The sequence below is a fragment of the Treponema denticola genome (genome assembly GCF_024400535.1).
GTDB lineage: Bacteria > Spirochaetota > Spirochaetia > Treponematales > Treponemataceae > Treponema_B > Treponema_B denticola_C.
In genome coordinates, this window is the sequence record NZ_CP038800.1 from 2357614 (window position 1) to 2383855 (window position 26242).

Sequence of the window (26242 nt, forward strand, 5' to 3'; positions counted from 1 at the left end):
GGTTCCATTCTTGCGATGTTTTGCCGTGAGGCAAAACTCGAAACTCAAAATCGGACACGGATGTCCGATTTTGAGTACCTCTCCGGCAAAATGTGTGAACTTAGGGCCGACAAGCCAACCGGAAGCCAAGATTGCTGTCCCTGCTGCCAGGACTGCCGTCGATCCGTAAGCCTACAGCGCAGTCGCCCGCGTTGTCGCCCCAGCTGCCGCCGCGTCCAACACGGCCAGAGCCTGACGCGGCACCTTGAGGATCGGTAACAATACCGCCTTGCTCATAAGCAACATCGTTTGATGCAGGGTTACTACTATATCTATCAAAACACCATTCCCAGACATTCCCGCTCATATCGTGTAAGCCAAGTGCATTCGCTCTCCTTTTTCCTACTTGATGTGTTGTTCCTCCCGCATTACCGCTATACCATGCAACGGCTTTTGTCTCATCCGCATTTTTCCAGTCAGCTTTGGCTCCGCTTGCACTGTTTAATTTGGTAAGGTATACATCGCCGTATTGTGCCGCATTTGTGTTGTTGCTTCCCTGCCAACGGGCAGCATATTCCCACTCAGCTTCAGTCGGAAGTCTAAAGCCTTTTTTATCCATATCGGCATAAGCTTTATCGCAAATAAATACTCCCCCTTCTTCAGCTGTTGCGTCTTTTAATACCGTAGTATCGGTTTTGCTTTTGCGGTAGACACAGTACTCTATTCCTTTTTCTTTTTCCGTATACGCATTACACCACACAATGCAGTCCCGCCAGCTTATAGTCGTTACAGGCTCTTTTTTTCCTGCTTCTGTGGGAGCGGCTCCTTCGGTTCCGCCGCTGCCTTCTTTTCCCTGATTAGCAAAGGTGTAGCCTTTACCTTCTGCCCATGTCCGTACCTCGTGCCATAACTCGTACGTTACCTCTGTTTTGCCCAGCTTGTAGGGACTTAATTTTACCTTTCGGCCTGCACGGAATACGCCTTTCCAATGATTGTCAGTTCCGGGTAAGGTGTAGTCAGGGTCAACGCCTACAATGCCGTTTGCAGGATGGATTATTTTTACAAAGCCGTCGCCTGTGTCTTCAAAAGAGCCTACATCGGGCGGTGCAGGCGGCGTGGGCGGGGTGCCGCCTCCCCCGCCATTTCCGCCTCCGCCTGAGTTTCCTCCTCCGCCGGAATTGCCGGAGTTACCTGAATTGCCTCCTCCGGAGTTACCTCCCGAACTGCTGCCTGACGGTTGGTTACAGCCGGTAAAAAGCAGCGCGGCTGCCAATATTGCGGCTATGATGAGCGCCGCCGCTCTTTTCAGTGCACAGAGCCTGCCGCTTGAAGCGGCTGAGCTCTTGTTCAAATTTAATTTTATCATATATTTTCTCCTAAAAAATGATATGCTGTTTATAAAGGAAAAATCCATTAATTCTGAATAAGGTCTTCACCGTACAGTAAACCGGTCATTCCCCGCTCGAGGAAAGGGGGCTTCCCTGTACGGGGAATGAACCCTTCCCTTAGCGGGGAAAATGCCTTTCCTAAAACTTCTATGCCTTTGCCTTGCAAGGATAGCCGTATACTATTTCGCGTATTTGCAAAAGGGTTTTATTGCCGGTGCTGAATTTAGTCCGCACTATTACTTCTACTTTTCCTTCGGGTATTTCTTTGGGTACGCGGGCGATGATTTGGCTCGGCAGGTTGACCGATAGGCGGCGGTTGGTTTTGTATTCGGTGCCATTTTCTGCTTTAAAAAATACACCTTGAGCCGGATCGGTTTCGTCTACCTTGATTTTGCTTCCCTCGATTATAATATCATCGCCTATTGTAAGTGTGCCGTCTTTTAAGCCCGTTGCGGTATCGGTTATTTCGGTAATGCGGGCAGTTTCTTCTTTTGCTCCGAGTACTTTTACGCCGATTGCATCAAGAGCGGTACGCAAGTCGGTTGTCGGCACAAGGTCTACGGTACGCTTGTGTACTTTTTCATCGTAAGGAGAATTTTCCGTCTCCCATACACCCGATACACGCGGACTAATTTGTACAAGACCGTCCATAAAACTCAAACCTTCTTGGATAAGGTCTTTTACAGCCTTATCCCTCATCTTGAGAATGTTGATAATTGTTTCCTTGCGGAATTCCGAGCGTTCTTTGGTAATTATTTCCGCAATGTCCTCATTTCTCTGCGTAGCAGCATGTGCATGAACATCAGCTATACAGTCTCTGTCGTTGTTCTTGGTCAAGGTGTTGGGACGCAAGTGCACTTCCCAAACATACTTTTTCTTTGCCATAAAAGCCTCCTGTCTTTTTAATTGGTAATTGGTAATGTGTAATTTGTAATTAAATTATCAATTACCCATTACACATTATCCATTGGATTGACTGGTCTCAATCCGTAGGACATTCCGATTATTCCTTTGAGAACTTGAGCAAAGCTCAACTCCTTGCGTTCCTTGCGGTTTTATTAAACGGTGTAATATAAAAAAAGCCCAAGGACAGAAAGCCGGTATTTTACTGACAGGCTGTCTTTGGGCATGATTTGAGTAATTAGTCTTTATTGTGAAAATTTCATTTAGGCATGATAAGGCCTTAGCTGCGAGGCTGCGAGGCTGCGAGGCTGCGAGGCTGCGAGGCTGCGAGGCTGCGAGGCTGCGAGGCTGCGAATTTTGCCCGATACGCTGTTTTATGTCAAGAGCTTTTGCAAAACTTTTTACACTTTTTTTGTGAGAATGATTGTAACTGCGGTCGGAGCGTTTATCTATCATTACTGTACATTATAGCATGTTTCCACACAAATATCAACCTTTTTGGGATTTTTTTTAAATATATGGGTATCTACTGCGCCTATTTGCAAAAAGGCTGACTCTTATAGAGCTTTTATTTCTTCAACGGAAAGCCCTGATATTGTACAAATATCATTGATTGGATAATTCATACCTTTCATCAGCTTTGCCGTTTCAAGAGCTTTTTGGTATGAGCCGTCGGAAAAGCCTTGTTGTATGCCAATTCTTAGGCTTTCTTCTCTCTGTACTGCAATATCCGTATCATAATCGTATTCGGCTACTAACATGTTTATTACCTCCCGTGATTTTCTCTGTAAGTATTCTTTTAAGATGCCTTTTTCTATGCATATCTTTACCGCATTGGTAAAGCCGTTTTCCGGATCGAGTTGGGTTTGCTTTCTTACCTCTTCTACAAAAAGGCTATATTCTTCAAGCGGTTTGCAGGCTGCTAAAACTTTGTTTGCTTTATCCGTGTTAATATTAAGCACTTGCACCTTCAATTCCAACGGCACTTGTTCAGGTTTTGTGATGAATGCATCGGATAGCTTTAATGTTGTAGTTTCCGGGTAGTCGTCCTTGCCGTTATAAAAAACATAGAATTCAGGTGTAGGGATTTTTGACAGTTTTCTTAAATACCGATCAGTCGGTGCTTGCAGTTTTTCATATAGCCTTGCTATATATTCTAAAAAACGCAAAGGCATATTTTCGTTTATTGTTGATTGATGTTCTGCCAACACTATGATTTTACCGTCTACAAGGCAGGAAACATCATTGATTATGTTCATGTACATAACGTTTTCAAGTCTTATATTTTCAACCGGAGACGAAAGCGGAAGGTGTGTACCGTGTAAGGCGTTATAAAGAGATAAAAAATTTTCTTTTGCTTTTTCGTCTTCGCTGAATAAATCGACAAAAACCGAATCTTTGTATTTTCTGTTTGAAGTACTCATAGCGGTTTCCTCACTTATTGTATTATAGCACACTTACAGCAATTTTGTAAGAGCTGTTTTTTTTATTTAACCGCACGCCAAACATTGAGCTTCGGCACAAGTTCGCAAAGGTGTTTTAAGCGAGGTTTTGTAAGACATTCTTTTATAATCCTTTGCGTTCTCTGCGCCCGTTGCGGTTTTATTAACAGGTGTAATATAAAAAAAGGCCAAAGACAGAAAGTCGGTATTTTACTGACAGGCTGTCTTTGGGCATGATTTGAGTAATTAGTCTTTACTGCGAGGCTGCGAATTTTGCCCGATGCGGTACTTTATGTCAAGTGCTTCTGCAAAACTTTTTGCACTTTTTTCGTGAGAATGATTGTAACTGCCGGCGGAGCGTTTGTCTATCATTACTGTGCAGTATAGCATGTTTCCACACAAATATCAACCGTTTGAATGGTTCAGAACCAATTTAAAATAACCGATAACACAAGGGCCGAATGAACTGTCGGCTGTCCCCAAATGGGACAGCCTTTTAATTCGGTAAATAAATTCATCTATAGATATTTTTTTGTATTTATATATAACCTCATTTCGATTAATCCTCGTAATGTCCACGGCAGGATAGAATTTCTAGAGTATTTTTGCTTACACGGTACACAAGCCTGTTCACTTCATCAATACGACGGCTCCAAAACCCGCTCAACTCGCCTTTTAGGGGTTCCGGTTTTCCTATACCGTCAAAGTTTCTTCGTTCAATATCTTTAACCAGCATGTTGATACGCTTTATTGTTTTCTTATCTTGTGTTTGCCAATACACATAATCTTCCCAAGCTTCATCAAACCATATTTTTTTTATTCGCCCGCCTCGATAAGCTCATGTTCTACCCATTTTCCAGCGTTCAGAGCTTCAATTCCGCGGCGTAAGTGAGCCATGTTACTTTCACTGTAGAATGGATCTGTTGATATTTCAAACGGTATTTTTTGTTTCCTAACCGCCGCTTTTGCAAACACGCAAAATGCTGTTGTCATTGTCATTCCAATATCGGAACAAAAAGCTTCAAACTGGTTTTTTAAGTCCTCATCTATACGGATATTTATGTTTGTCTGTGCCATAGTAGTAACTCCTTTTTGTATATTATAAATAAATATATTGGCAATGTCAACTTTTTCGATTCGACATGTCATTGCATTTCCTCTGTCAATGTAAAATTTTATATTGACATCAAATATACAAGCATATATAATGTAATTATGGGACAATGGGATAAACTTATTAGAAAAATAACATCTCTAAACAAAGATATGCGGTTTTTAGAATTAAAAAAAGTGTTAGAAAGTTATGGTTATGTGATGAGTTCTCCTAAAAGTGGAAGTAGTCATCATACTTTTAGAAAGCCCGGATGCAACCCAATTACAATACCAAATCATGAACCAATAAAAATAGTCTATGTTAAGATGGTAAAAGAGATAATCGAATCAGAGCAGCTAAATAAAACACAGGAGAAAAAAGAATGAAAACTTTAGAAGAATACATGAAATTACCTTACAAACTGGAAATCATTCCTGATATTGATGAAAAAGGGTTTGCCGCTTCTTATCCTGAACTTCCCGGATGTGTAACCTGTGGATCAAGTATTGCAGAAACAGTATTAAATTCCGAAGATGCCAAAAGAGCATGGATTTCTGCGGCTATTGAAGAAGGAATAAAAATTAACGAACCTGAAGATATGGATACATCATCCACTCAACTGGAATTGAGAATGTCTAAAACTTTACATAAAACTCTTTGTGAAAACTCAAAAAAAGAGGGGATGAGTATAAATCAATATTGTGTTGATTTACTTTCAACAAAATCTAAAGAAACAAGATTAAGATAAATTTTGCTCATGCATAAATTTACCCAAACACCTTCTTTATTGCCGAGCTTAAATCTTCTGCTTTAAAAAGCTGTGAGATGTTTATGTCTCCCGCTTCGGAATCGGAAGGAGGGGGCGACACGACTTTTGTAAAGCCCATGCTTTGGGCGGTTTTGATTCTTTGTTTTAATTTTTTGACGCTTCGGATTTCTCCTGCGAGGCTTAACTCGCCAATGTAGGCTCCTTCTTTTTGAGCAGGTATATTTGCACGAGCGGAATAAAGAGCAAGTGCTATGGCGAGGTCGGCGGCGGGTTCTTTAAGCCTTATGCCTCCTGCAACGTTTACATAAATATCTTGATCCGAAAATTGTAAGCCTATTCTTTTTTCCAAAACGGCGGCGATGCGGCTGACGCGGGCGGAATCTATCTTGTCCGAAAAAACTCTTGTAACCGCACCCTTGGCAGGAACCGTAAGGGCCTGTATTTCTACCATAAAAACACGGCTCCCCTCGCAGACAGGAACGGCAGCGGAACCCGCAGGCAGAGGCCCTGTCCGATTGGTAATAAATAATGAAGAGGGGTCATCTATGGCTTTTAAACCGCTTTCATCCATCGAGAAAATTCCAAGCTCGTCAACCGAGCCGAACCGGTTTTTTAGAGCTCGCAAAAAACGCACATCGTCTTCTGTCCTCTCAAAAGAAATGACCGTGTCCACGAGGTGTTCGAGAACCTTAGGCCCCGCTATGTTTCCGTCTTTTGTTACATGGGCAGTTAAAAACAAAACGCTGTCCCTTTCTTTAACCCAAGATACAAGCTCGTGAGCACATAGCTTTAATTGATTTATAGTTCCCGGAACGGCTCCGGCATCTGCGGAATACATAGTTTGAATTGAATCGATTATAACAAAAACGGGATTTACCTTGTTTAAAACTCTCTCTACATCTTCCAACCTGCAAGTGCATAAAAGTTCAATATTTTTTAAAGGAAGATTCAGCCTATCGGCACGGGAACGGATTTGCCCGCCCGATTCTTCTCCCGAAACATACAGAACCTTTTTTACGGAACCCAAAGAAGAGGCCGAAGCAGCTTGTAAGAGCAGTGTCGATTTTCCTATACCCGGCTCTCCTCCGATTAAAATTGCCGAACGCTTTACGGCACCTCCGCCCAGCACCCTGTCAAATTCCGCAATCCCCGTAGAAAGGCGGACGGCATCATTTGCTTCAATAGCATCAAGAGGAACGGAATGAGCTTCTTTTACAAATTTTTCTGCAATGCTCCTTTCGGCTGCGGAATAATCTTGATTGATTGTAACCTCTTCAAAAGTATTCCATTCGCCGCATTCGGGGCATCGGCCGAGCCATCGGGCTTGAGTGTAACCGCATTTGCTGCAGCGGTGTGCAAGGTCTCCAGTTTTCTTTTTTGCCATGTGCTTTCCTTAAAATAAACATTCCTATTTAATTAAAGTTTTGCAATACATTCAACAATAGGATTGAACCATGGTGCATCAATGTTTTCTATTTTGCCTTTATCGCAAGCCTTCGCAATTTCAGGATCAATAGGAAGTTTTGCAAGAACCGGAATACCGTACTCTAAAGCTATTTCATCAATGCCGCTTTCTCCGAAAATATGATAATCTTTTCCGTTATCGGGACAAGTAAAATACGAAAAGTTTTCAACCAAACCGATTATAGGTATGTTCATTTTTTTTGCCATATTGACAGCCTTGGCAACTATCATTGAAACAAGTTCCTGAGGAGAAGTCGCCACAATAATACCGTCTACAGGTATGGATTGGAAAACGGTGAGAGGCACATCGCCGGTTCCGGGAGGCATATCGATAAACATAAAATCAATATCTTTCCAAATAACATCCGTCCAAAATTGTTTTACAGTGCCGGCAATTACAGGACCCCTCCATATAACAGGATCGGTTTCATTTTCAAGAAGCAGATTAACCGACATAATATCAATTCCGGTTTTAGTCTTTGCAGGAAAAATACCAGAATCGTTTCCTACAACAGTTCCGGATATTCCGAAAGCTTTAGGAATAGACGGCCCTGTAATATCGGCATCAAGGATAGCACATTGATAACCTTTTTTTTGGGATTGTACCGCAGATAAGGAAGTAATAAGAGATTTTCCTACTCCGCCCTTACCGCTTATAATTGCGATAACTTTTTTAATGCTGCTGAGTTTATTCGGGCTCTCAATAAAACTGTTCGGCGCAGCAGTTCTTTCATCACAGGTTAAATTACAACCTTCACATTCATGATTACAAGTTTGACTCATACTCTCTCTCAAAATAAAAATTTATTGGGAAACATACTCAATATATTAATAATTACTATACATTCAATTTAAAAAGACTTCAAGTAGGCGTAAGACAATCTAAATAAAGTTTAAAAATTTATTTAAATAAAATTATTTACATTCATTTTTATAAATTAACAAATTTTCTTCTTCCAAAACCTTGCGCATCTTTTCTTTGTTGCGGAAATCATCTTTGTGTTCTTCACTATAAAAACAAAACGGATATAGGGTATTTAAAATTTCGTTTAAGTTTTTAGAATCGAATTCTTTTTTATCACGTAAGCGCATGATTTTTTCGTAATCCGTTTTTTCAAGATACTCGGTTGATGACCAAAGAGGCTCTTCCAAACGCTCGCCTTCTCTGGGGCCGATTATTTCTATCTTAATATCTTTTTCCGGTTCAAAACCCATGTAACTTATCAACTGCTTCGCCGTCTCATAAATATTTACAGGTTCCCCCATATCGAGAAGATAGGACTCACCCGATTTGCCGACACCTCCTGTCTGCAAAACCAGAGAGCATGCTTCCGGAATCGTCATAAAAAAGCGGATCATATTTTTATCGGTTACGGTTACGGGCCCTCCGTTTTGTATCTGCTCTACAAAAAGCGGAAAGATAGAACCACGCGAGCCCAAAACATTTCCGAAGCGGACAAACATGTAGGCCGAATCTTTTTTTTCTTTTACGGTTTCGGCAGCCTGCAATACCAGTTTTTCGCTTAATAGTTTTGAAACGCCGTAAACCGAAACAGGCTCAACGGCCTTATCGGTAGATATTAAAACAAAGCGCTTTACTCCGAATTCGATACAGGCATCCAAAAGATTTTTTGTTCCGAAGACATTGTTTTCGATAACCGCAACAGGATTTTCTTCCATCAAAGGAACGTGTTTATAAGCCGCCGTATGAAAAACCGCATCGCATTTTAATTGCTTAATAATATAGCGCATGTACTCGCGGTCTTTTAACTCTCCTATAACCGGAACAATTGTAGCCTTGTCGCCGACGCCGCCGGCCTGCAATATTTTAAGCTCCTTATAAATTTGATAAATGGAATTTTCTCCGTGTCCGAAAAGATAGAGGCGTTCGGCACCGCCCGATAAAAGCTGCCGGCAAAGCTCGCTTCCGATAGAACCTCCGGCACCCGTAATTAAAACACGCTTTCCTCGAAGATAAGCCAAACTCTTTTTTAAAGAAATTGTAACAGGAGTGCGGGTAAGCAAATCCTGCGGATCTATTTCGCGGGCTTGCACCAAATGGGCTGAACCGTCAATGATTTGCGAAATTGCGGGCAGAAGTTTTATCTTTGAAAAACCTGCCGATTTTAAAAGCTCATATATTTCACGCAAGCGTTCGGAGCGTATACTGGGAATTGCAATCAATGCCTCATCCCCTGCATCTATTCTGATTAAATGAACCGTTTCACTTATAGGCCCGAATACCGGAATCCCGTCAATCTTAGTTCCGATCTTTTTAGGGTCATCATCTAAGAATGCAGCGACCTTACCGAATATTTTTTTTGCCGAAATCTCATGTGCAATCATAGTTCCGGCAAGACCTGCACCTACTATATATATAGAAGCTTTTTGTTTAATAGGACGATTCATTTTTTCTCTTCCTTATTTAGTATTTCAAATCCTAAGTCGATAGAAAAAGCCGTTTGACACATATCCAGACAAACGGTAGCTCTTCCCTTCCTCTTGTTTACTCTTACAATATAGCCTTCAAGACCGCTTAAAGGGCCTCCGATAACTTTTATTCTATCATTTTCATCAAATACGACTTGCGAAATTTTTGCAAGACCGCCGAAGGAAATAAATTGATTAAGAATTTCCAAATCCCTTCCTTCTAAAAATCTCGGTTCTTGATTATTGGGTAAAAATCTATAAAAGCCCTTACATCTTTTAAGATGTTGATACAGCTCTTTAGAAATTTTATCGGTACCTATAAACAAATATCCGGCAAAAACAGGCAGCTGTTTTTCCGTTACCTTACCTGCCTTTCTTATCTTTAAAATCCTTTGAGGAAAAACTATAGAATAAGAAAGCTCATCAAATTTATTTTTAAATTCCGCATCTTCAATAAAATTCTTTTCTTTGCCTGTACTTACCTGAACTACATAATAATCCATATTTAAACGATTATATCATAAAACCTTCATTGAATCAACTTACCCAGACGCAAGCGTCGGGGTACAGTGCTCAATGTTTCGCACTGTATGTTCTCATAAGGTGGTTGCAATCGGCTTTAATACCCTTTGTTACGACGCAGAGCGTACGTTGCGCAGCAACAGGGTATTAAACCCTCCACACGAATAAAGTACTCACCTTTAATTTATTTTGCCCTAATATAAAACTATGAACAGGATTACTTGTTTTTTTAAATCTCCTGTGTTATATTATTTTTGGAATTTAAAATCATTCTTAAATGAGGAAATTAATGGAAGAAGAAAAGAACGAAGCAGTAATTTTTAGAATAGCCCTGACGGCAGGAGAGCTTCTAATAAAAAACGGAGCAGAGATGCATAGAACGGAAGAAACTATTTTAAGAATATGCTCTTCACACGGTATTACCGGTCTTGCCGTTTTTATAACACCGTCAGTAATATTAATAGGAAATGATAAAAAAGAAGGCTCCACTTATATTAAAAACATAAAAGTCAGAGGCAGCAATATACACAAAATTTCATTGGTCAACGAATTTTCAAGAAACTTTACTCAAGGTAAAATTTCTGAAAATGAAGCTCTTGAAATTTTAAAAAATATTGATGCAGAAAAAGGTTATCCGTATTGGCTTGTACTAACCACCTCCGGAATAGCCTGCGGACTTTTTTCTGTTTTGCTCGGCGGAACATTAAATGATTTTATAGTTACCTTTCTTGCCACCTTCGTAGCAGTTTTCTCAAATGATAAAATTGCACAGTTTTCAAAAACAGTATTTTTAGGAAATTTTATAGCAGGCTTTTTTGTCGGTATAACAACCATTCTTTTTTATCATATAGGCTTTGTAAAAAATCTTGATATGATAATAGTCGGAGCCGTTCTATCCCTTGTGCCGGGAGTTGCCTTTACTTCAGGTATACGGGATTTTATTTTAGGAGACTTAGTTTCGGGAATTGCCCGAACCTGTGAAGCCGTACTCATAGCCGTTGCAATAGCCTTTGGTATAGGCTCTGTTCTTTTCGGCTATTCACTTTTGGGAGGAATATAATGCCGCTATATGTACATACAATTGCATCATTTATCGCAAGTTTTTGTTTTTGGTTTTTGTTTTCGGTTCCGAGAAAAAATATTTATTTAAGCGGTCTATGCGGAAGTGTCTCTTGGACAATCCTTATATTTTTTCAGAACATCGGTATAAATTATATATTTGCAACCTTAGCAGGAGCATTGGCCGTAGGCCTCCTGGCTGATTTATTCGCAGTGCTTCAAAAAACACCGGTTACATGTTTTATCGTTATAGGCACGATCCCTTTAGTTCCCGGATTTAAAGTTTATAAGACCATGCTTTTTTTTGTTACCGACAAATTGGAAAAAGGAGTTAGCGAGGGCGTTCAAGCCGCTTTTATCGCAATAGCGATATCCGTAGGTTTAATTATTTCTGCATCGATAACCCGTCTTATCAGAGCCGTCAAGAAAAAAGCGGCAGAGAAAAAAAATAAATAAATTTTATCAAATCCCTTGTTTTTTATAAAAAAAAGAAGTACTTTTTTTTCGAGAGGAATTAGATATGAAAAATAAAAACATTTTAGTACACTTGAGTTTTTTACTGATGATAGTTTTATTTCTATCATGTACAAAGGCTCAGGCAGAACAAAAATTACCCATTGGAGGGAAAGGAATGATTAAAGAAATATATTTTGCAGGCGGCTGCTTTTGGGGCGTTGAAGGATATTTTCGCCAAATTCCCGGTGTAAAAGCAACGGACACGGGTTATGCAAACGGAAAAAGCGATTCTGCAAACTACAAAGGATTACATCAGAGCGATCACGCTGAGACTGTGAAGATAGTTTATGATTCTTCGGTAGTAAGTTTACAAGAATTATTGGCTCATTATTTTAGAATAATCGATCCTACATCTTTAAACAAACAAGGAAACGATGCAGGCCGCCAATACAGAACAGGTATTTATTATGTAGATGATTCTATGATTAAAGAAATAAATAGTTTTGTAAAGTTTATGCAAAAAAAATATTCGCAGCCCATTGTTGTTGAAGTAGAAAAACTTAGGCATTTTATTCTTGCAGAAGACTATCATCAAGATTATCTTCAAAAAAATCCGGGAGGATATTGTCACATAGACCTAACCCTTGCTTTAACACCTCTTTATGATGAAAGAAAATTTAAAGCACCGTCAAAAGAAGAATTAAAGAAATCATTAAAGCCGATACAATTTTCGGTAACTCAAGAAAAAGCAACGGAGAAACCTTTTACAAGCGAGTATGATAAATTCGATGCTGAAGGAATTTATGTTGACATCACCACAGGGAAACCTCTTTTTTCTTCATTAAATAAATATGATGCAGGCTGCGGATGGCCATCATTTACAAAGGCCATTACAACACAGGCCCTTCAATATTTGGAAGACAAAAGCCTCGGCATGAACAGAACTGAAGTCGTTTCAAAAACAGGCGGAGCCCATCTAGGCCACGTCTTTGATGACGGCCCTGCCGATGCAGGCGGCTTACGCTATTGCATTAACGGTGCAGCCTTACGCTTTATCCCCTATGATCAAATGGAGAAAGAAGGTTACGGCGATTATCTTCCTTATGTAAAACCTACAGGGAATTTTTAAAACCGCCTATAAAACTTAATTTATAAACTCCACAATCTCGGTACGGGTTTTAGGTTCGGGGTGTTCTGCAGGATAACCGATAGCCGATATTCCGCAGACTACGTGATTTTTAGGAATATTAAAAGAATCTAAAACCCGTCTTATCTCGGGCGAATTGCATTTTTCCCTCAACTGATTTATCCAAACGGACTCCAATCCCAGAGCATGAGCCGCAAGATAGATGTTCTCAATTGCAACTGAAGAATCACAATAACCGAAGCGGTCATCTTCTTCAAAGCTGATGAGTATCAAAGCATCGCAATCATAGATTCTATAATTCGGAATATCGAGTACGGAAGAAACAGCCCTTGCAAGTTCCTGTATCTTTTCCCGATTATGCACAACAGTAAATTTCCTCATCTGCCTGTTTTTTCCTGTCGGAGAAGCCTTAGCACATTCTACAATTGTTTTAAGTTTTTCGTCTTCAACCCTCTCTGCCGTAAACTTACGCACACTCACACGCGTGAGCATGTTCTTAATAACCTCATTCATATCCTACCTCCATAAGAATTTATCTCATAAAAATATCTTTTAAATTGCAGCCAACTTAGGCTCCTTAAAAATCGACACAGCCCAATAGCATAAGAAAAATCTAAAGGACTTGTTTGTAACCATATCGACATCCATTATAACACTTAAAAGCAAAGCTGAGTTTACTCCTAAAAATTTTTCAGCCAAATCTAAAAACCATTTTATAAATTCCGTATCATTTGAAGCCTCGTTTATAAATGTTAAAATTATCTTTTTAAATTCAAGATCCGATTTTTTTCCTTTTGCAAAAGCTTCATCAAGCATATCGGTAAAAATAGCCCCCGTATCTCTCGCCTCATTTTTAAATCTATCATAAGCAAAATAAAAACCGCCTTGAACATTCATCATTGAAGCTAAACTTAAATAAGCCTCATCTTCTACCAAGGAAGGAAGCCCTTCCCTGCGGAGTAAGTCTATTATAAACGGAATGGAATTTACCGATCTATAAGTTTCCATGGCCTTAATTCCCGAAAGCAATATTTTAGGATTTTTAGTTTCGGATAAGATTTGCGAAATTTTAAATTGCGAAGCCTCATCTTTAAGATGAGCAAGAGCTACCATCGCCTCTCCAGCCAAAAGATAATCTTCACTTTCAATGGCCTTCCTCAAAGGCTCAACAGCTTGGTACACATTAAAATGGGCAAGAGTTTTTGCGGCAATCGCTGCTGTTGTAAATTCGCCCTTATTCAATTCTTCTAAAAGAGTTTCTTTATTTTTTGCAGAAAGTTTTTCTAAAGAATTTAAAGACTCCATTGCAGAGCATCTGATAGAAAAACGCGGAGACCTCATATACTGATTTAATTTATCTGCCGATTCTTGAGAAGCCGTCGCCGTAAGCTCATGCAAAATTTTTTCTTCGGTCTGAAGGCTCTCACTTGAATCAAGTTTATATAAAAGGTTTAAGGCCTTCATATCACGAGGCGAAAAAATAACTGCAAGAGCATCTTTTACAAGCCTGCCTCCAAGGTTCAAAAGCCTAATCTGAAAAATCATTCCAAACAGGATACAGATTACAACTCCCGAAAAAAACAAGCGGTACATGCTCAAATTAGAAAAGCCTGAATTTTGGAGCATATCCAAAATACCGCCTCCCAATATTGAACCTAGAGCACCGGTAAGCCCCATCACAAAAAAGTTAAGCATACTTAAATCCATCAAGGACTTTGCCGGAACTATTCCGAAGAAGTAAGCTTGAGATGCATCCATTTGAGCGGAGAATCCCATATTTGTTATCATCGAAAATACAATCAAAAATATAAAGGCAATCAAGTACATTTCTCTGGCAGGAGCTATAATTGCAGGAATAAGAGCTACAGCACTGAGGGCAGTAAAAATAACATACATCGGCTTTGCTCCCATCCGGTCTATCAAAAGGCGCATTAAAAGTCCGACCAAAAGAGAGCCCATAGTTGAAGCAAGAGAAAAGATAATCACTAAATTATCGGGAATAGAATAAACAGCCTTACCGTAAACAATTATAAAGGGGCGGGCTAAACTTATTCCGAATTGAATTATAAAAAACGAAAAAATATAAAGCTTAAAATTTTTATCGCCAAAGGCTTCTTTTGAAGCCGAAAAAAAAGAACCCTTTTGAATGTTTTGATTCCCGCTTTTTAGTTTTCTTATTTCCTTCCGGCTTTTCCCTTCTGCTCTAGCCTCTTTCACTGCTTCCATTCTTCTTTCAAAATCGGGATCCGGAAGTTTAAGCAAAAGAGCCGAGGCTGCAAAACCGGTAATAATTCCTATAATTGCAGTTATATTATATGTAGAAACTATATCGATTCCAAATCTTGGAGAAAACCATAAAAAGACGGTCAAAAATATTATGGCTGCGAGGGCGGCCGTATTGTTTGTCAATGATATTTTAACTATATAAGAATTCCGATCCTTGCCGGGAGCCAAAAGACTTATAACCGGATTATTTGCAACAATACCGGCTCCTCTAAAAAAATTAAAAAGAGCTACCGCAATTAAAAGCATAAAGATAGCAGCTTCATTTTCTCCTCTAAAATAAAAGAATGGAATAAACAAGATAGGTAAAAGCGAGGCGTTGCGCAAAAACCAAGTGTAGGCAAAGGTCTTTACGATAGTAAACCGCCGAGCCATAAGCTTTCCTAAAGGAATTGTAAAATAGCACATGTACATAAAGGCTGTAAGCAAGCCTATGACGGTGCTGTTGGCTTTTAAAGCAAGAGCATAAAGAGTTATTGTGTTTCCGGTAACAAGGGCAAACGAAAATGAATTGATTCCATTGTATGCATTAAAAACGCTGCGGCCCTGTTTGATTCTAAAGTTCGATAATTGTTCTTCCATTAACATTATTTTAATCTATTTTTTTAAAACAAACAAGTATTCAGAAACATGAATATTCCTCTTGTTAAGATTTCGGCTTCCCCGAAAAGTATTATATTTTATTTCGACGGTTTTTAATTCTCCGTATTTTTTTAACATATTTTTCATCTCTTCAAAAGAAATAAAGCCTTCCGAGTTGTAGGAGATGACGGCATAGCTTGCATCAAGAGAAGAGATAATTTCTTCCATTGATTTTAGAGCAAGATAGGGTTTATTAAAAGCTGAACGCTTCCATCCTTGGGTAATTCCGCTGACGGGGCTTATAGGAACATCCAGTTTATTTTTAAGAATCAAATTAAGCATAAAATAATTTGAACCGTAGGGGTGCTGATTATAAGGAGGGTCGATATAAACCATATCAACATTCTTTATTTCTTTTGAAAGAAGCACTGCATCTTTTGTAAAAATTTCAAGCTCTGAATTAAAATTACTAAAGACAGGCTCTTTTAATTCTACCTCGCCTAATATTCTTGTTAAGGCATTTTTTCCGCCGGCACCGAAACAACCTATCCCCGTATTCTTATCCTTATAAAAGCCTTTAAATACACCGCTCGTATTTACGTGAATTGAAGCTTCGATAATTAATGGAGCTAAAAAAAATCTTTTTAAATTTTCTTCCGATATAATTTTATCTATAAGATTTCTATATGTGTCGATTAAAAGAGCATTCGTATGTGTATAAAAAACCCTTTCTCCTCTTTGAATTTTATTGTCATCCTTAGGAGCATAGTTTTCGGTAATTATGCCGGGGATTTTTTTATTTAAAGAAGAAGATATAATTTCATCTCTTAATTCATTACAAAGTTTTTTAGGATATTCTTCCTTATTTGTAAGATAGCAGGAGTTTATCACATATGAATAATTTTCCAAATCATTAACGATTATTTTTGAAGCATACTTTTTTAACATGCGGGCAACTATACCGGAGCCCGAAAAAAGATCCGCACAGATAAGTTTTTCCTTATTTAAGTTTTTTTGAACCGATTTTACCTCATCTTCTATTTTATCTATCAAAGACCTTTTATTGCCGAGGTATGTAATTATCTGTGTGGTAAGAAAGTCCTTATTTTCTTCTTGATCTTCTTTCATAGGCTAAATTCTTTTTTATTAAAGAAAGTTTATACTACTATAAAGATAAGAAAATTACAAGAAGATAGAAAGAGGAGATATTTTTAATAAAATTAAAAGATTTAAGACCCTTGCCTATTTATCAACATTGTTGTATAGTAATGATATGAAAAACTCAACTACACCTAAACGTTCCGAGATCGCCAAAAGCGACAAATGGAATATCGAATTACTTTTTAAGAATGAAGAAGAATGGGAAGCAGCCCTTGCTTCTATTCCGGAAGGCGGAAAAGAAATCTTAAAATATAAAGAAGCTTTTTCCAAGCCTGAAACAATCGATGCGGCAACCCTGCTTGCCTGCCTAAAGGCTTCAACGGGGGTTGATAGAATTGCGGAAAAGGTTGGAAACTATGCCTTTTTACAAAAATCTTCAAACGAGGGCGACCCCGGAAACATCAAACGGATAAGTAAATACATGATGACCGTTACAGAGCTTTCGGCTGCCACCAGCTGGCTCATGCCCGCCATCATGGAAATCCCTGAAGAAAAAATCCGCTCATGGATTGACCCTTCAAGCCCCACAGGAAAGGACTTTGCCGATTTTAAGGTTTCCTTAGAAAAAACCCTGCACCTAAAACCCCACACCCTTTCCGACAAGGAAGAAAAGATTTTAAGCCTTTTAAGCGAGCCCCACGGCACACCTAGCCAAGCCTTTTCGGTTCTAACCAACGTAGACTTTGATTTCGGTACAATCACCACAAAAGAAGGAGACATAAAACTGACTCAATCTTCTTATTCAAAGTTTATGCAAAATCCCGACAGAGCTTTGCGCGAAAAGGCCTATAAGCAGCTTTACGGCGTATACGGCGCACATAAAAACACAATTGCAAGCCTGTACACGGGACAGGTTCAGCAAAATGTCGCCCTTGCAAAAATACGGGGCTATGCTTCTGCCAGAGAAAAATCCCTCTATGTAGACAAGGTGCCTACAGCCGTGTATGACAACCTCGTAGATACCATTCACAAGAATTTAAAGCCCTTACATAAATTCTACAGCATGTTAAAAAAACATTTAGGCCTAAAAGAACTCCGCCACTATGATGTTTACATGCCCTTAGTCAGCGAGGTAAAAAAAGTTACCCCCTATAACGAAGCAGTCGACATCATCACCGAGGCCCTCAAACCTCTTGGAGAAGAATATGTTAAAACAATCCGAAACGGTCTTTTGAACGGCTGGGTAGATAAGTACGAAAATGAGGGCAAACGCTCAGGAGCCTTTTCGGCAGGCGGATATGACAGCGATCCCTATATCCTGATGAACTACAAAGAAGATGTTATCCGTGATGTATTCACCCTTGTACACGAGGGCGGACACTCCATGCACTCATGGTATTCGGTAAGAAACAACCCCTACCCCTGCTACCACTACACCATCTTTGAAGCCGAAGTTGCCTCTACCTTTAACGAAGAGCTTTTATTCAGGCACATGATTAAAACAAGTACCGACCCGAAAATGAGAGCCTATCTTTTGAGCGTTAGAGCTTCCGATATTCTTGCAACCCTTTACAGACAAACCATGTTTGCAGAGTACGAAAAAATTACTCACGCCCTCGTCGAAAGCGGCACGCCTCTTACGGTCGAAAATTTAAGAAGCGAATACAGAAAACTTTTGGAGCTCTACTTCGGTCCCGAAATGGTATTTGAAGATGTAAGCGATTTGGAAGGAATGAGGATTCCGCACTTTTACAGAGCCTTCTATGTTTACAAATATTCAACAGGTATTTCAGCCTCGATGGCTCTTGCCGAAAGAGTTTGCTCAGGCGGCGACAAAGAAAGAGAAGACTACTTTAAGTTCTTAAAATCGGGAGGCTCACGCTATCCGATTGAATCCTTAAAACTTGCAGGTGTCGATATGGCAAGCCCGGCTCCGGTACAGGCAGCATGCGATAACTTTGCAAAGATTGTAGACGAACTCGAAAAAGCTCTTGAAGAATTAAAAAAATAAAACCCAAGGGGCTTTAACAAAGATGATTAAGGAAAATGAAGATAAACTGCTTAATTCCGATTTGTTTAAAGCCTTTTTAAAAAAAGACCTTAACCGCTGTGACTTTATATCGCAGTGGTTAAGTGCTCACAATGTTCCGCACAGCATAGTAAACCTTGCACAAAAAAAACACATCATTATAAAATATCCTGCACAATTTTACGATAAGAACTTTAAAATGAAAACACTTACAGCCCACTATGACAGGGCTCCCGATACCCAAGGAGCTAACGACAATTCAGCCTCTTGTTTTATCCTCATGAACTTTGCAAAAAAACTATGCTCTTACACAAGACCCCACAACATAAAAATCATCTTTACGGACGGGGAAGAAGCAGGAGCCGCAGGCCTTAAAGAACAAGGAGCATACACTCTCGGAACAGGATTAAAAAAGCTTAAAATGGATGGGGACGATATCTTTGTATTCGATATGTGCGGAAGGGGCGATACCCTAATCCTTTCACGTTCGGGAATTTTCGGACGGGATAAAGCAAAGACAAAGAGGCTCGACGAGCTGCATAAGAGGGCCGGTCTTCTAGCTCAAAGAGCTTGTCCCAATAAATGGCTTTCAATGCTTACGGCTTACAGCGACAATGCAGGCTTTATAGCCGCAGGCCTTTTTGCACAGGTTATAACCGTTCTTCCAAGAAAAGAAGCCGAGACTCTTTTACACTGCCTCCCGAAAGAAAAACTCACCGGCCAAAACAAGACTGCCATGGGCGAGCTCACGGACATGGTAATAAAAAATCAAAAACCGCCTCAAGGCTCCCCCTTCGAAAAAATAATTCCATTTACATGGCAGCTGATGCATACTGCTGATGACAAGATTGAAACTCTTAATAGCGAAGCCTTTACCCTCACCGAAAAATATCTTACAGCCTTGACAGAGAATTACCGCTAAAATTTAAAACCGCTTAAGTGAACATACATTATAACTTCAAAGCATCTAATTAGATAAAAAAAACGCCCGCATCCGAGGCGGGCGTTGTGCAAAAAGGCTTAATAATTTATTCGGCCGATGCTTCAGCCGGTTTTTCTGCAGATGTTTCAGCAGCCTTTTTATTTTTAATGTTTGCTCTGCATATTTTGCAGATCTTTGTTTTTGCACCGTTAATCTCTTGTTCGTACAAAACTTTGATTCCGGTTTTGTTGCATACGGGGCATACCCCGCGTCCGCGGTTTTGCTCTGCGCGGATTCCCTTACCTCTATGAGCCTTTGACACGGTTGTACCTCCGATTTGATGAACTATCTACTACCTGATCGGTATTCTTTTTGTGTTCGGATTCACCCTTTGACGATTTAAATCCTGCTTCTTTTTTGGAAGTCTTTTTGTCATCGGATTTTTTTGAATCATCTTTTTTCTTTGTATCCTTTTCCTTTTTTTCAAAGTCATAGTCTACAAGTTCCAAGATAGCAACATCAGCAGCATCGCCTTCACGAAAGCCGATTTTTAAGATACGGGTATAACCGCCGTTTCTATCTTTCATTCTAGGACCGATATCGCTGAATAATTTCTTTACAATATCATCATCCCAGATATACTTTGCAGCATGACGCCTGTTGTTGAATGTATCAACCTTTGAGCGGGTAATCAATTTTTCCGCAGTTCGGCGTACTTCCATCGCTTTTTGTTTTGTTGTCGTAATCCGCTCGTACTTAAATAGCGATGTAACCATATTCCGGTGCAAAGCACGGCGATGTGCAGTTGTACGCGAGAGCGGATTAAAGCCGTTCTTATGCTTCATCTGTTTCTTCCTTCTGTCTTGATACTTTTATCGTATTTTTTAAATGACTGTAATCAGTCATACCCAAGCGCAAATTATATTCCGCCAATTTAGCATGAATTTCATTTAAGGTCATTCTGCCTACATTGCGCATACTTTCGATCTCATCTTCCGGCTTTTGAGCCAATTCGCCGAGAGTCTTAATACCGGCAGAGTCCAAGCAGTTTTTAGCCCGAACTGAAAAGTCGAGAGTATTTATTGAAGTAGCCAAAAGCTGTTTTATTGCTGCTTCTTCATCAATATCTTCATCTTCACCAAGATAATCACCTTCATTAAAATTAATAAAGATGGAAAAATGATCTTTTGCAATTTTTGCAGCTTCACCCAAAACGTCTTCAGGCCGAACCGTGCTGTCAGTCCATATTTCAAGAATGAGCTTGTCGTAATCGTTTCTTTGCCCTACCCTGCAAGGCTCAATAGAATAGCTTACCTTTAAAACAGGACCGTAGATTGCGTCCATCGGAATAGTTCCGACAATTTCAATGTATTTTTCATTAACTTCTGCCGGTACATAACCTCGGCCGAAATCTACCTGAACATCAAACGAAATATTAGCACCCTTCATAAGTTCCATAACATGGAAAGGTTCGCCTAAAATTTCAAGCTGTCCTTCAACGGCAAAATCTTTGCTGGTTATCGACGCAGGCCCCTTAAATTCAAAATGAAAGTCACCTTGTTCCGACTCATCCGATAAACGGAGGCGGATCTGCTTTAGTTTATTTAAAATTTCCAGCGTATCCTCTGAAACATTAGGAATATTTTCAAATTCACTCGAAATCGTGTGAGGTACGCCATCGGCATCATATGAAGTAATAAGCACAGCCGATATAGCATACCCTTGAATTGAGGACAATAAAATTCTCCTCAAACAGTTTCCGATTGTCGTTCCAAAACCTGTTTCAAAAGGGGATGCCGTAAACTTACCATAGCTTTCGGTTGATTCTTGCTGATCAAATTCCAAGCCTTTGGGCTTTTTAAATCCTTTTAAAAGATTTTTACGGGCCATTCGCGTCTCCTTATATTCGGCGCGTCTTTTTAGGACGGCAGCCGTTGTGCGGAATGGGAGTTACATCGCTGATTGAGCGAACCTTTAATCCCATTGTTCCAAGCGTTCTGATAGCCGATTCACGGCCGACTCCGGGACCTTTTACAAAAACATGTACTTCATGTAAGCCGTAGGGCTGACATTTTTGTACAGCTGTTTCAGCAACGGTCTGAGCGGCAAAGGGTGTTGACTTCTTCGCTCCGGCAAAACCTAAGCCGCCTGAAGATGCCCATGAAAGGACATTTCCCTTTAAGTCGGTTATCGTAATAATTGTGTTATTAAAGGTTGCTTGAATATAAACATTGCCTTCATAAATGCTTTTCTTTTCTTTTCTTTTCTTTACAGTAGCCATGTTTTAGTTACCTCCAATCACGATTATTTCTTCTTGCCGGCAACGGTCTTTTTCTTACCCTTGCGTGTTCTGGCATTTGTCCTAGTTCTCTGACCGCGTACGGGAAGGCCCTTTCTATGTCTTTGCCCGCGATAGCAGCCGATGTCCTGAAGACGTTTAATATTTAAAGCCACTTCGGTTCGAAGACGGCCTTCGACCTTATAGTCTCTGTCAATCACTTCACGAATTGCAGATAACTCGGCTTCATCCAAATCATTCATTTTTTTCATCGGATCAACCTTTGTAACTTCACAAATTTTGTTTGCCGATGAAGTAGAAATTCCATAAATGTAAGTTAATGAAACATTAACATGTTTATTAGGGAGGTCAACTCCCGCAATACGAGCCATTATTCAGTGTCCTCCGTTAACCTTGTCGCTGTTTGTGTTTCGGATTTGTACAGATTATCCTTACAATTCCGTTTCGCTTAATTACCTTGCATTTATCACAAATAGGCTTTACACTTGTTCTAACCTTCATATCCACTCCTTCAAAGAATGTATTTTACATCATTCTTAAAAAAAATTCTATAGGTTCCTTGATCTTATCTTGCCTTTTTTAAGCAAGCCGTCATGATGGTGCATTTTAAGCAAAGCTTCAACCTGGCTCATTGTATCCAAGTCAACACCAACCAAAATAAGCAATGAAGTTCCACCCATTAACATCGAAATATTTCTGGGGAAACTAAATGCCCATTGAATTACAGTAGGAAGTACTGCAATCGCAGCCAAATAAAGCGAACCGGGCAATATCAACCTGTTTAAAATCTTCTGTAAATATTCTTCAGTCTTATCGGTTCTAATTCCCGGAATCGATCCGCCGTTTTCCCTTATTTGTTTTGCTATTTCCGTCGGGTTAAGTGCAACCTGTGTATAAAAGTAAGCAAAGAAAACAATCAAAACAACATAAAGAATGTTATACCCCCAGCCGTCCGAGCGCAAAAATCTTGCAACCGCAGCCAGCCAAGAAACATTCGATCCCCACATCTGTGAAAGCATAAGGGGAAAGGTTAAGAACGATGAAGCAAAAATGATGGGAATAACGCCCGAGGGGTTAATCTTAAACGGAATATAGGTATTCTGTCCGCCATACATTTTTCGGCCGATAACGCGTTTTGCATAATGAACCGGTATTTTGCGCTGTCCCTGCTGTTCATAAACAACCAAGGCTATAATTCCTACAAACATTGCAAAAGCAATAATTACAAACACAAGGTTTAATTCGTTATTGCTTACAAGCTTGATCAATTCCCAAACAGCCTGAGGAAGACGGGCAACGATACCTGCAAAAATCAACATTGAAATACCGTTTCCGATACCTCTTGCAGTAATCTGCTCACCCATCCAAACGGTAATCATAGTACCTGTCGTTACCGTAACCATTGTAATAAACAATTGTAAAAAAGGACTTGAAATTACAACAGCACCGGGTATCGCTCTGGCCCATGTACCTACAGCGGAAGATTGAAGCAAGGCAACAAAAACAGTAATAATTCTTGTCCAAACTTGAATCTTTTTGCGTCCTCCGTCCTCTTCCGCTATTTTTTTAAGGCGCGGGAAAATAATCATGGCAAGCTGCATCAATATCTGAGTCGAAATATAGGGCATTACACCGAGCATAAATACCGAAAAGTTCGAAAACGCTCCTCCGACAAAGAAGTCCATGTGATCTGCAAAAGCATTTCCCTGACCTTGCCGGAAATACATTGTAAGAGCCCGAGGATCGATACCGGGGATGGTGAGTACCGAACCTAAGCGGAAAACTGCTAAAACTATGATCGTAAAAAGAATACGGCTTCGTAAATCCTTTATCTTGAACATATTTGCAACTACATTATTAGCCATTCTTACCGCCTTTTATGCTTCAGACTGAACTATCGTTCCGCCTGCCTTTTCTATTTTTTCTTTAGCCGATGCAGAAATTCTATCGACATCAACCGTCAATTTTTTTGTTATATCTCCTGTTCCCAAAACTTTAACATAAAGAGAACCTTTTCGGAGAAGACCTTTTTGCATTAAGGACTCTTTGTTTACGGTCTCGCCATCGCTGTACTTTGTTTCGAGCATGGCAAGGTTTACAACATAGAATTCCTTTTTAAAAGGATAGTTTGAAAATCCTTTTTTTGCAACACGTCGGTATAAGGGCATCTGTCCGCCTTCAAAGCCGGCATAAACCTTGCCGCCTGAACGGGCTTGCTGACCCTTATGACCTTTTCCGGAAGTTTTTCCCCAGCCGGAAGAAGATCCGCGTCCTACAATCTTCTTTTTATGAGTTGCTCCTTCAGGAACAGTTAAATTAAATTCGGACATTAGTTTAACTCCTTAACTTCAACTACATGAGCAACGGATTTTACCATACCTAAGATAGCAGGATTTTCCTCATGCTCAACCACAGAGTTGATCTTTTTTAATCCCAAAGAGCGTACCGTTGCGCAGACATGGTGTCTCTGCCCGATTGTGCTTTTTACCAATTTAATACTAATTCTCTTTGCCATTTATCTTACCCCCATACATCCAAAAGGGTCTTCCCGCGGTTTTTAGCAACTTTTTTACCGTCCATCAAAAGACCTGCGGCATCAAATGTTGCTTTAACTACATTTACAGCGGAGCTTGATCCCAAAGACTTTGAAAGCAAGTCGGTTGCACCGGCAGCTTCCATGATAGCACGGATTGTACCGCCTGCGATAATTCCAGTACCGGAACAAGCAGGGCGCAAAAGAACTGACGAACCTTTGAACTTGCCTTGAACTTCATGAGGAATCGTACCGTTTTTAAGCGGAAATGTTACCATATTGGCCTTTGCTTTTTCGATACTCTTTCTGATTGCATCGCTTACATCATTTGCCTTACCGAAACCGTATCCGACTCGGCCTTTTTGATCTCCTACAACAGTTAAAGCAGAAAAGGAGAACCTGCGTCCGCCCTTTACAACCTTAGCCGTTCGGTTTAACTTAACAAGCTTTTCAACGTATTCCTTTTCGGTATGCTGGTTATCCCGTTTTGATTCTTTTTGGTGACTCATAAGCTCTCCTAAAACTTAATTCCTGTTTTTCTTGCACCGTCGGCAACGGCCTTTACAACACCGTGGTAAAGATATCCGTTCCTGTCAAAAACAACAGTGTCAATATTTTTTTCCTTGAGGCGCTTGCCGATTTCTTCACCGACCTTTGCCCCAGATTCAACATTAACCTTAAGCGATCGAAGAGCTTCTTCCATTGTAGAAACGGCAGCCAATGTCTTGCCCTCTACATCGTCAATAACCTGAACCGAAATGCGTTTATTGCTTCGGAATACGGTCATGCGAGGGCGTTCTGCAGTACCGAAAATAGACTTTCGAATGTGCATCTTTCGCTTAAATCTTTTTCTATCTTTATCATTACGTTTTTTGTCCATAATACTACCCTTATTTTACACCGGACTTACCGACTTTTCGTTTGATGATTTCGTCTTCGTAACGAATTCCCTTGCCCTTATAAGGTTCAGGGCCTCTCAATTTTCTTACCTGAGAAGCAAACTGCCCGACCGCTTCTTTTGAAGCTCCTGAAATAATAACCTTCAGCTGGTCAACCTTTACTTCGATTCCTTCAGGAATAAGAACGGAAAAGTCATTTGAATAACCTAGTGCCATTACAAGGAGCTTGCCTTGAACTTCAGCTCTGTAACCTACGCCATTGATTACCAAGGTTTTAGAAAAACCGGTACTTACACCTTTTACCATATTGTTAAGAAGGCTTCGGTATAAACCGTGATAAGCCCTTGTTTGAAGTTCATCATCTTTTCTTGTTACAAGAACATGATCGCCTTCAACCTTAAAATCAACAGCTTCAGTATGATAGCTTTGTGAAAGTTTTCCCTTAGGGCCCTCAACGGTAAATGTACCGTTTGCAACATTCACTTTTACACCTGCAGGAATAGCAACAGGCATTTTTCCAACTCTTGACATATTGCCCTCCTACCAAACCTTGCAAATAAGCTCACCGCCTACTTGGCTTTCGCCGGCAGCTTTCCCGGTAATGATACCCTTTGAAGTCGATACTATAAGAGTACCGTAGCCGTTAAAAACTCTCGGTAAGCTCTTATAACCTAAATATACTCGGCGGCCGGGTGTAGAAACTTTTTCGATTCCGTGAATAACCGAAGATTCTTTATCATCGTATTTTAAGAATACGCGGATATTGTTGGCCCCGTCTTGGGTCATTTTTTTAAAGTTTTTAATATATCCTTCCGATTTAAGAATACTGATGATTTCCCACTTCATCTTTGAAGAAGGAACATCTACCGATTCGTGACCGGCTGAAGCAGCATTTCTAATTTTAGTAAGCATATCTGCTATTGGATCTGAAACACTCATTAT

General features: G+C 39.9%; 34 protein-coding genes. 7 read left to right on the top strand and 27 right to left on the bottom strand.

The window, feature by feature from the left end:
* Window positions 1-100 precede the first annotated feature (100 nt).
* The 7 genes from E4N78_RS11035 to E4N78_RS11065 all read right to left on the bottom strand — a co-directional run bounded on the left by E4N78_RS11035 (window position 101) and on the right by E4N78_RS11065 (window position 4789).
* The gene (locus tag E4N78_RS11035; protein ID WP_255810600.1) at window positions 101-1345 is read right to left on the bottom strand and encodes a formylglycine-generating enzyme family protein; all 1245 of its coding nucleotides are present in this window, start codon (window positions 1343-1345) and stop codon (window positions 101-103) included.
* 169 nt (window positions 1346-1514) lie between these two features.
* Window positions 1515-2252 (bottom strand): DUF4469 domain-containing protein, encoded by a 738-nt coding sequence (locus tag E4N78_RS11040; protein WP_255810601.1) that lies wholly within the window; start codon window positions 2250-2252, stop codon window positions 1515-1517.
* 75 nt (window positions 2253-2327) lie between these two features.
* The gene (locus E4N78_RS11045) at window positions 2328-2726 is read right to left on the bottom strand and encodes a hypothetical protein (protein WP_255810602.1); all 399 of its coding nucleotides are present in this window, start codon (window positions 2724-2726) and stop codon (window positions 2328-2330) included.
* A 101-nt stretch (window positions 2727-2827) separates the two neighbouring features.
* On the bottom strand, window positions 2828-3694 hold the full coding sequence (locus E4N78_RS11050; protein WP_255810603.1) for an Rpn family recombination-promoting nuclease/putative transposase: 867 nt from the start codon (window positions 3692-3694) through the stop codon (window positions 2828-2830).
* A gap of 264 nt (window positions 3695-3958) precedes the next feature.
* Window positions 3959-4084 (bottom strand): hypothetical protein, encoded by a 126-nt coding sequence (locus E4N78_RS11055; RefSeq protein WP_255810604.1) that lies wholly within the window; start codon window positions 4082-4084, stop codon window positions 3959-3961.
* 187 nt (window positions 4085-4271) lie between these two features.
* A complete protein-coding gene (locus tag E4N78_RS11060) occupies window positions 4272-4532 on the bottom strand; it encodes a Txe/YoeB family addiction module toxin (protein ID WP_010694945.1) in 261 nt (86 codons plus the stop codon).
* The gene (locus E4N78_RS11065; protein ID WP_044901942.1) at window positions 4529-4789 is read right to left on the bottom strand and encodes a type II toxin-antitoxin system RelB/DinJ family antitoxin; all 261 of its coding nucleotides are present in this window, start codon (window positions 4787-4789) and stop codon (window positions 4529-4531) included. The genes E4N78_RS11060 and E4N78_RS11065 overlap by 4 nt, the downstream gene beginning before the upstream one ends.
* A gap of 138 nt (window positions 4790-4927) precedes the next feature.
* Here E4N78_RS11065 and E4N78_RS11070 point away from each other — a divergent pair, with 138 nt between their 5' ends.
* Both E4N78_RS11070 and E4N78_RS11075 read left to right on the top strand, forming a co-directional pair.
* A complete protein-coding gene (locus tag E4N78_RS11070; RefSeq protein ID WP_255810605.1) occupies window positions 4928-5191 on the top strand; it encodes a type II toxin-antitoxin system HicA family toxin in 264 nt (87 codons plus the stop codon).
* Complete coding sequence (locus E4N78_RS11075) at window positions 5188-5553, top strand: type II toxin-antitoxin system HicB family antitoxin (RefSeq protein WP_255810606.1); 366 nt, start codon at window positions 5188-5190, stop codon at window positions 5551-5553. The genes E4N78_RS11070 and E4N78_RS11075 overlap by 4 nt, the downstream gene beginning before the upstream one ends.
* A gap of 19 nt (window positions 5554-5572) precedes the next feature.
* Here E4N78_RS11075 and radA read toward each other — a convergent pair whose 3' ends face one another.
* The 4 genes from radA to loaP all read right to left on the bottom strand — a co-directional run bounded on the left by radA (window position 5573) and on the right by loaP (window position 9971).
* Entirely contained in the window at window positions 5573-6958 is a 1386-nt protein-coding gene (radA, locus tag E4N78_RS11080; RefSeq protein ID WP_255810607.1) for a DNA repair protein RadA, read from the bottom strand.
* A gap of 32 nt (window positions 6959-6990) precedes the next feature.
* Window positions 6991-7821: an Mrp/NBP35 family ATP-binding protein gene (locus E4N78_RS11085; protein ID WP_255810608.1), complete on the bottom strand. Its 831-nt coding sequence runs from the start codon at window positions 7819-7821 to the stop codon at window positions 6991-6993.
* Window positions 7822-7953: 132 nt separating this feature from the next.
* Window positions 7954-9447, bottom strand: coding sequence for a polysaccharide biosynthesis protein (locus E4N78_RS11090; protein WP_255810609.1), 1494 nt, complete (start codon window positions 9445-9447; stop codon window positions 7954-7956).
* Window positions 9444-9971: an antiterminator LoaP gene (gene loaP, locus E4N78_RS11095; protein WP_255810610.1), complete on the bottom strand. Its 528-nt coding sequence runs from the start codon at window positions 9969-9971 to the stop codon at window positions 9444-9446. Before loaP ends, E4N78_RS11090 begins: the two co-directional genes overlap by 4 nt.
* Before the next feature lie 308 nt (window positions 9972-10279).
* On the opposite strand from loaP, the gene E4N78_RS11100 reads away from it, so the two are divergent.
* The 3 genes from E4N78_RS11100 to msrB all read left to right on the top strand — a co-directional run bounded on the left by E4N78_RS11100 (window position 10280) and on the right by msrB (window position 12634).
* On the top strand, window positions 10280-11050 hold the full coding sequence (locus E4N78_RS11100; protein WP_255810611.1) for a threonine/serine exporter family protein: 771 nt from the start codon (window positions 10280-10282) through the stop codon (window positions 11048-11050).
* Window positions 11050-11505 (top strand): threonine/serine exporter family protein, encoded by a 456-nt coding sequence (locus tag E4N78_RS11105; protein ID WP_255810612.1) that lies wholly within the window; start codon window positions 11050-11052, stop codon window positions 11503-11505. The genes E4N78_RS11100 and E4N78_RS11105 overlap by 1 nt, the downstream gene beginning before the upstream one ends.
* A 64-nt stretch (window positions 11506-11569) precedes the next feature.
* Window positions 11570-12634: a peptide-methionine (R)-S-oxide reductase MsrB gene (msrB, locus tag E4N78_RS11110; RefSeq protein ID WP_255810613.1), complete on the top strand. Its 1065-nt coding sequence runs from the start codon at window positions 11570-11572 to the stop codon at window positions 12632-12634.
* Window positions 12635-12649: 15 nt separating this feature from the next.
* Here msrB and E4N78_RS11115 read toward each other — a convergent pair whose 3' ends face one another.
* Genes E4N78_RS11115 through E4N78_RS11125 form a run of 3 tightly spaced genes read right to left on the bottom strand, consistent with a single transcriptional unit; the run spans window position 12650 to window position 16645 of the window.
* Entirely contained in the window at window positions 12650-13165 is a 516-nt protein-coding gene (locus tag E4N78_RS11115; protein ID WP_255810614.1) for a nitroreductase family protein, read from the bottom strand.
* Between the two features lie 39 nt (window positions 13166-13204).
* Window positions 13205-15517 (bottom strand): MFS transporter, encoded by a 2313-nt coding sequence (locus E4N78_RS11120; protein ID WP_255810615.1) that lies wholly within the window; start codon window positions 15515-15517, stop codon window positions 13205-13207.
* A 15-nt stretch (window positions 15518-15532) separates the two neighbouring features.
* Window positions 15533-16645, bottom strand: a complete 1113-nt coding sequence (locus E4N78_RS11125; protein ID WP_255810616.1) for a DNA adenine methylase — start codon at window positions 16643-16645, stop codon at window positions 15533-15535.
* Between the two features lie 145 nt (window positions 16646-16790).
* On the opposite strand from E4N78_RS11125, the gene pepF reads away from it, so the two are divergent.
* Window positions 16791-18629: an oligoendopeptidase F gene (pepF, locus tag E4N78_RS11130; protein ID WP_255810617.1), complete on the top strand. Its 1839-nt coding sequence runs from the start codon at window positions 16791-16793 to the stop codon at window positions 18627-18629.
* 22 nt (window positions 18630-18651) lie between these two features.
* On the top strand, window positions 18652-19569 hold the full coding sequence (locus tag E4N78_RS11135) for a M28 family peptidase (protein ID WP_255810618.1): 918 nt from the start codon (window positions 18652-18654) through the stop codon (window positions 19567-19569).
* Between the two features lie 106 nt (window positions 19570-19675).
* Here the strand turns inward: E4N78_RS11135 and E4N78_RS11140 are convergent, their stop codons facing one another.
* The 13 genes from E4N78_RS11140 to rpsH are packed head-to-tail and all read right to left on the bottom strand — an operon-like array spanning window position 19676 to window position 26239.
* Complete coding sequence (locus E4N78_RS11140; RefSeq protein WP_255810619.1) at window positions 19676-19891, bottom strand: hypothetical protein; 216 nt, start codon at window positions 19889-19891, stop codon at window positions 19676-19678.
* Window positions 19875-20414, bottom strand: a complete 540-nt coding sequence (rplQ, locus tag E4N78_RS11145; RefSeq protein ID WP_002682042.1) for a 50S ribosomal protein L17 — start codon at window positions 20412-20414, stop codon at window positions 19875-19877. Before rplQ ends, E4N78_RS11140 begins: the two co-directional genes overlap by 17 nt.
* Window positions 20404-21459, bottom strand: a complete 1056-nt coding sequence (locus E4N78_RS11150) for a DNA-directed RNA polymerase subunit alpha (RefSeq protein WP_255810620.1) — start codon at window positions 21457-21459, stop codon at window positions 20404-20406. The genes rplQ and E4N78_RS11150 overlap by 11 nt, the downstream gene beginning before the upstream one ends.
* A 10-nt stretch (window positions 21460-21469) precedes the next feature.
* A complete protein-coding gene (gene rpsK, locus E4N78_RS11155; protein WP_002670039.1) occupies window positions 21470-21850 on the bottom strand; it encodes a 30S ribosomal protein S11 in 381 nt (126 codons plus the stop codon).
* 23 nt (window positions 21851-21873) lie between these two features.
* Window positions 21874-22239 (bottom strand): 30S ribosomal protein S13, encoded by a 366-nt coding sequence (gene rpsM / locus E4N78_RS11160; RefSeq protein WP_255810621.1) that lies wholly within the window; start codon window positions 22237-22239, stop codon window positions 21874-21876.
* 16 nt (window positions 22240-22255) lie between these two features.
* Window positions 22256-22369 carry a 50S ribosomal protein L36 gene (gene rpmJ / locus E4N78_RS11165; protein WP_002672206.1) on the bottom strand — a complete coding sequence of 38 codons (114 nt, stop codon included), beginning with the start codon at window positions 22367-22369 and terminating at the stop codon, window positions 22256-22258.
* 47 nt (window positions 22370-22416) lie between these two features.
* The gene (gene secY, locus E4N78_RS11170; RefSeq protein ID WP_255810622.1) at window positions 22417-23733 is read right to left on the bottom strand and encodes a preprotein translocase subunit SecY; all 1317 of its coding nucleotides are present in this window, start codon (window positions 23731-23733) and stop codon (window positions 22417-22419) included.
* Between the two features lie 12 nt (window positions 23734-23745).
* The gene (gene rplO / locus E4N78_RS11175; protein ID WP_255810623.1) at window positions 23746-24198 is read right to left on the bottom strand and encodes a 50S ribosomal protein L15; all 453 of its coding nucleotides are present in this window, start codon (window positions 24196-24198) and stop codon (window positions 23746-23748) included.
* Window positions 24198-24383, bottom strand: a complete 186-nt coding sequence (rpmD, locus tag E4N78_RS11180; RefSeq protein ID WP_255810624.1) for a 50S ribosomal protein L30 — start codon at window positions 24381-24383, stop codon at window positions 24198-24200. The genes rplO and rpmD overlap by 1 nt, the downstream gene beginning before the upstream one ends.
* A gap of 5 nt (window positions 24384-24388) precedes the next feature.
* Entirely contained in the window at window positions 24389-24910 is a 522-nt protein-coding gene (gene rpsE, locus E4N78_RS11185; RefSeq protein WP_255810625.1) for a 30S ribosomal protein S5, read from the bottom strand.
* An 8-nt stretch (window positions 24911-24918) separates the two neighbouring features.
* Window positions 24919-25281, bottom strand: a complete 363-nt coding sequence (gene rplR / locus E4N78_RS11190; RefSeq protein WP_002670026.1) for a 50S ribosomal protein L18 — start codon at window positions 25279-25281, stop codon at window positions 24919-24921.
* A gap of 10 nt (window positions 25282-25291) precedes the next feature.
* Window positions 25292-25831 (bottom strand): 50S ribosomal protein L6, encoded by a 540-nt coding sequence (gene rplF, locus E4N78_RS11195; RefSeq protein ID WP_255810626.1) that lies wholly within the window; start codon window positions 25829-25831, stop codon window positions 25292-25294.
* A gap of 9 nt (window positions 25832-25840) precedes the next feature.
* The gene (gene rpsH, locus E4N78_RS11200; RefSeq protein ID WP_255810627.1) at window positions 25841-26239 is read right to left on the bottom strand and encodes a 30S ribosomal protein S8; all 399 of its coding nucleotides are present in this window, start codon (window positions 26237-26239) and stop codon (window positions 25841-25843) included.
* Window positions 26240-26242: the final 3 nt, after the last annotated feature.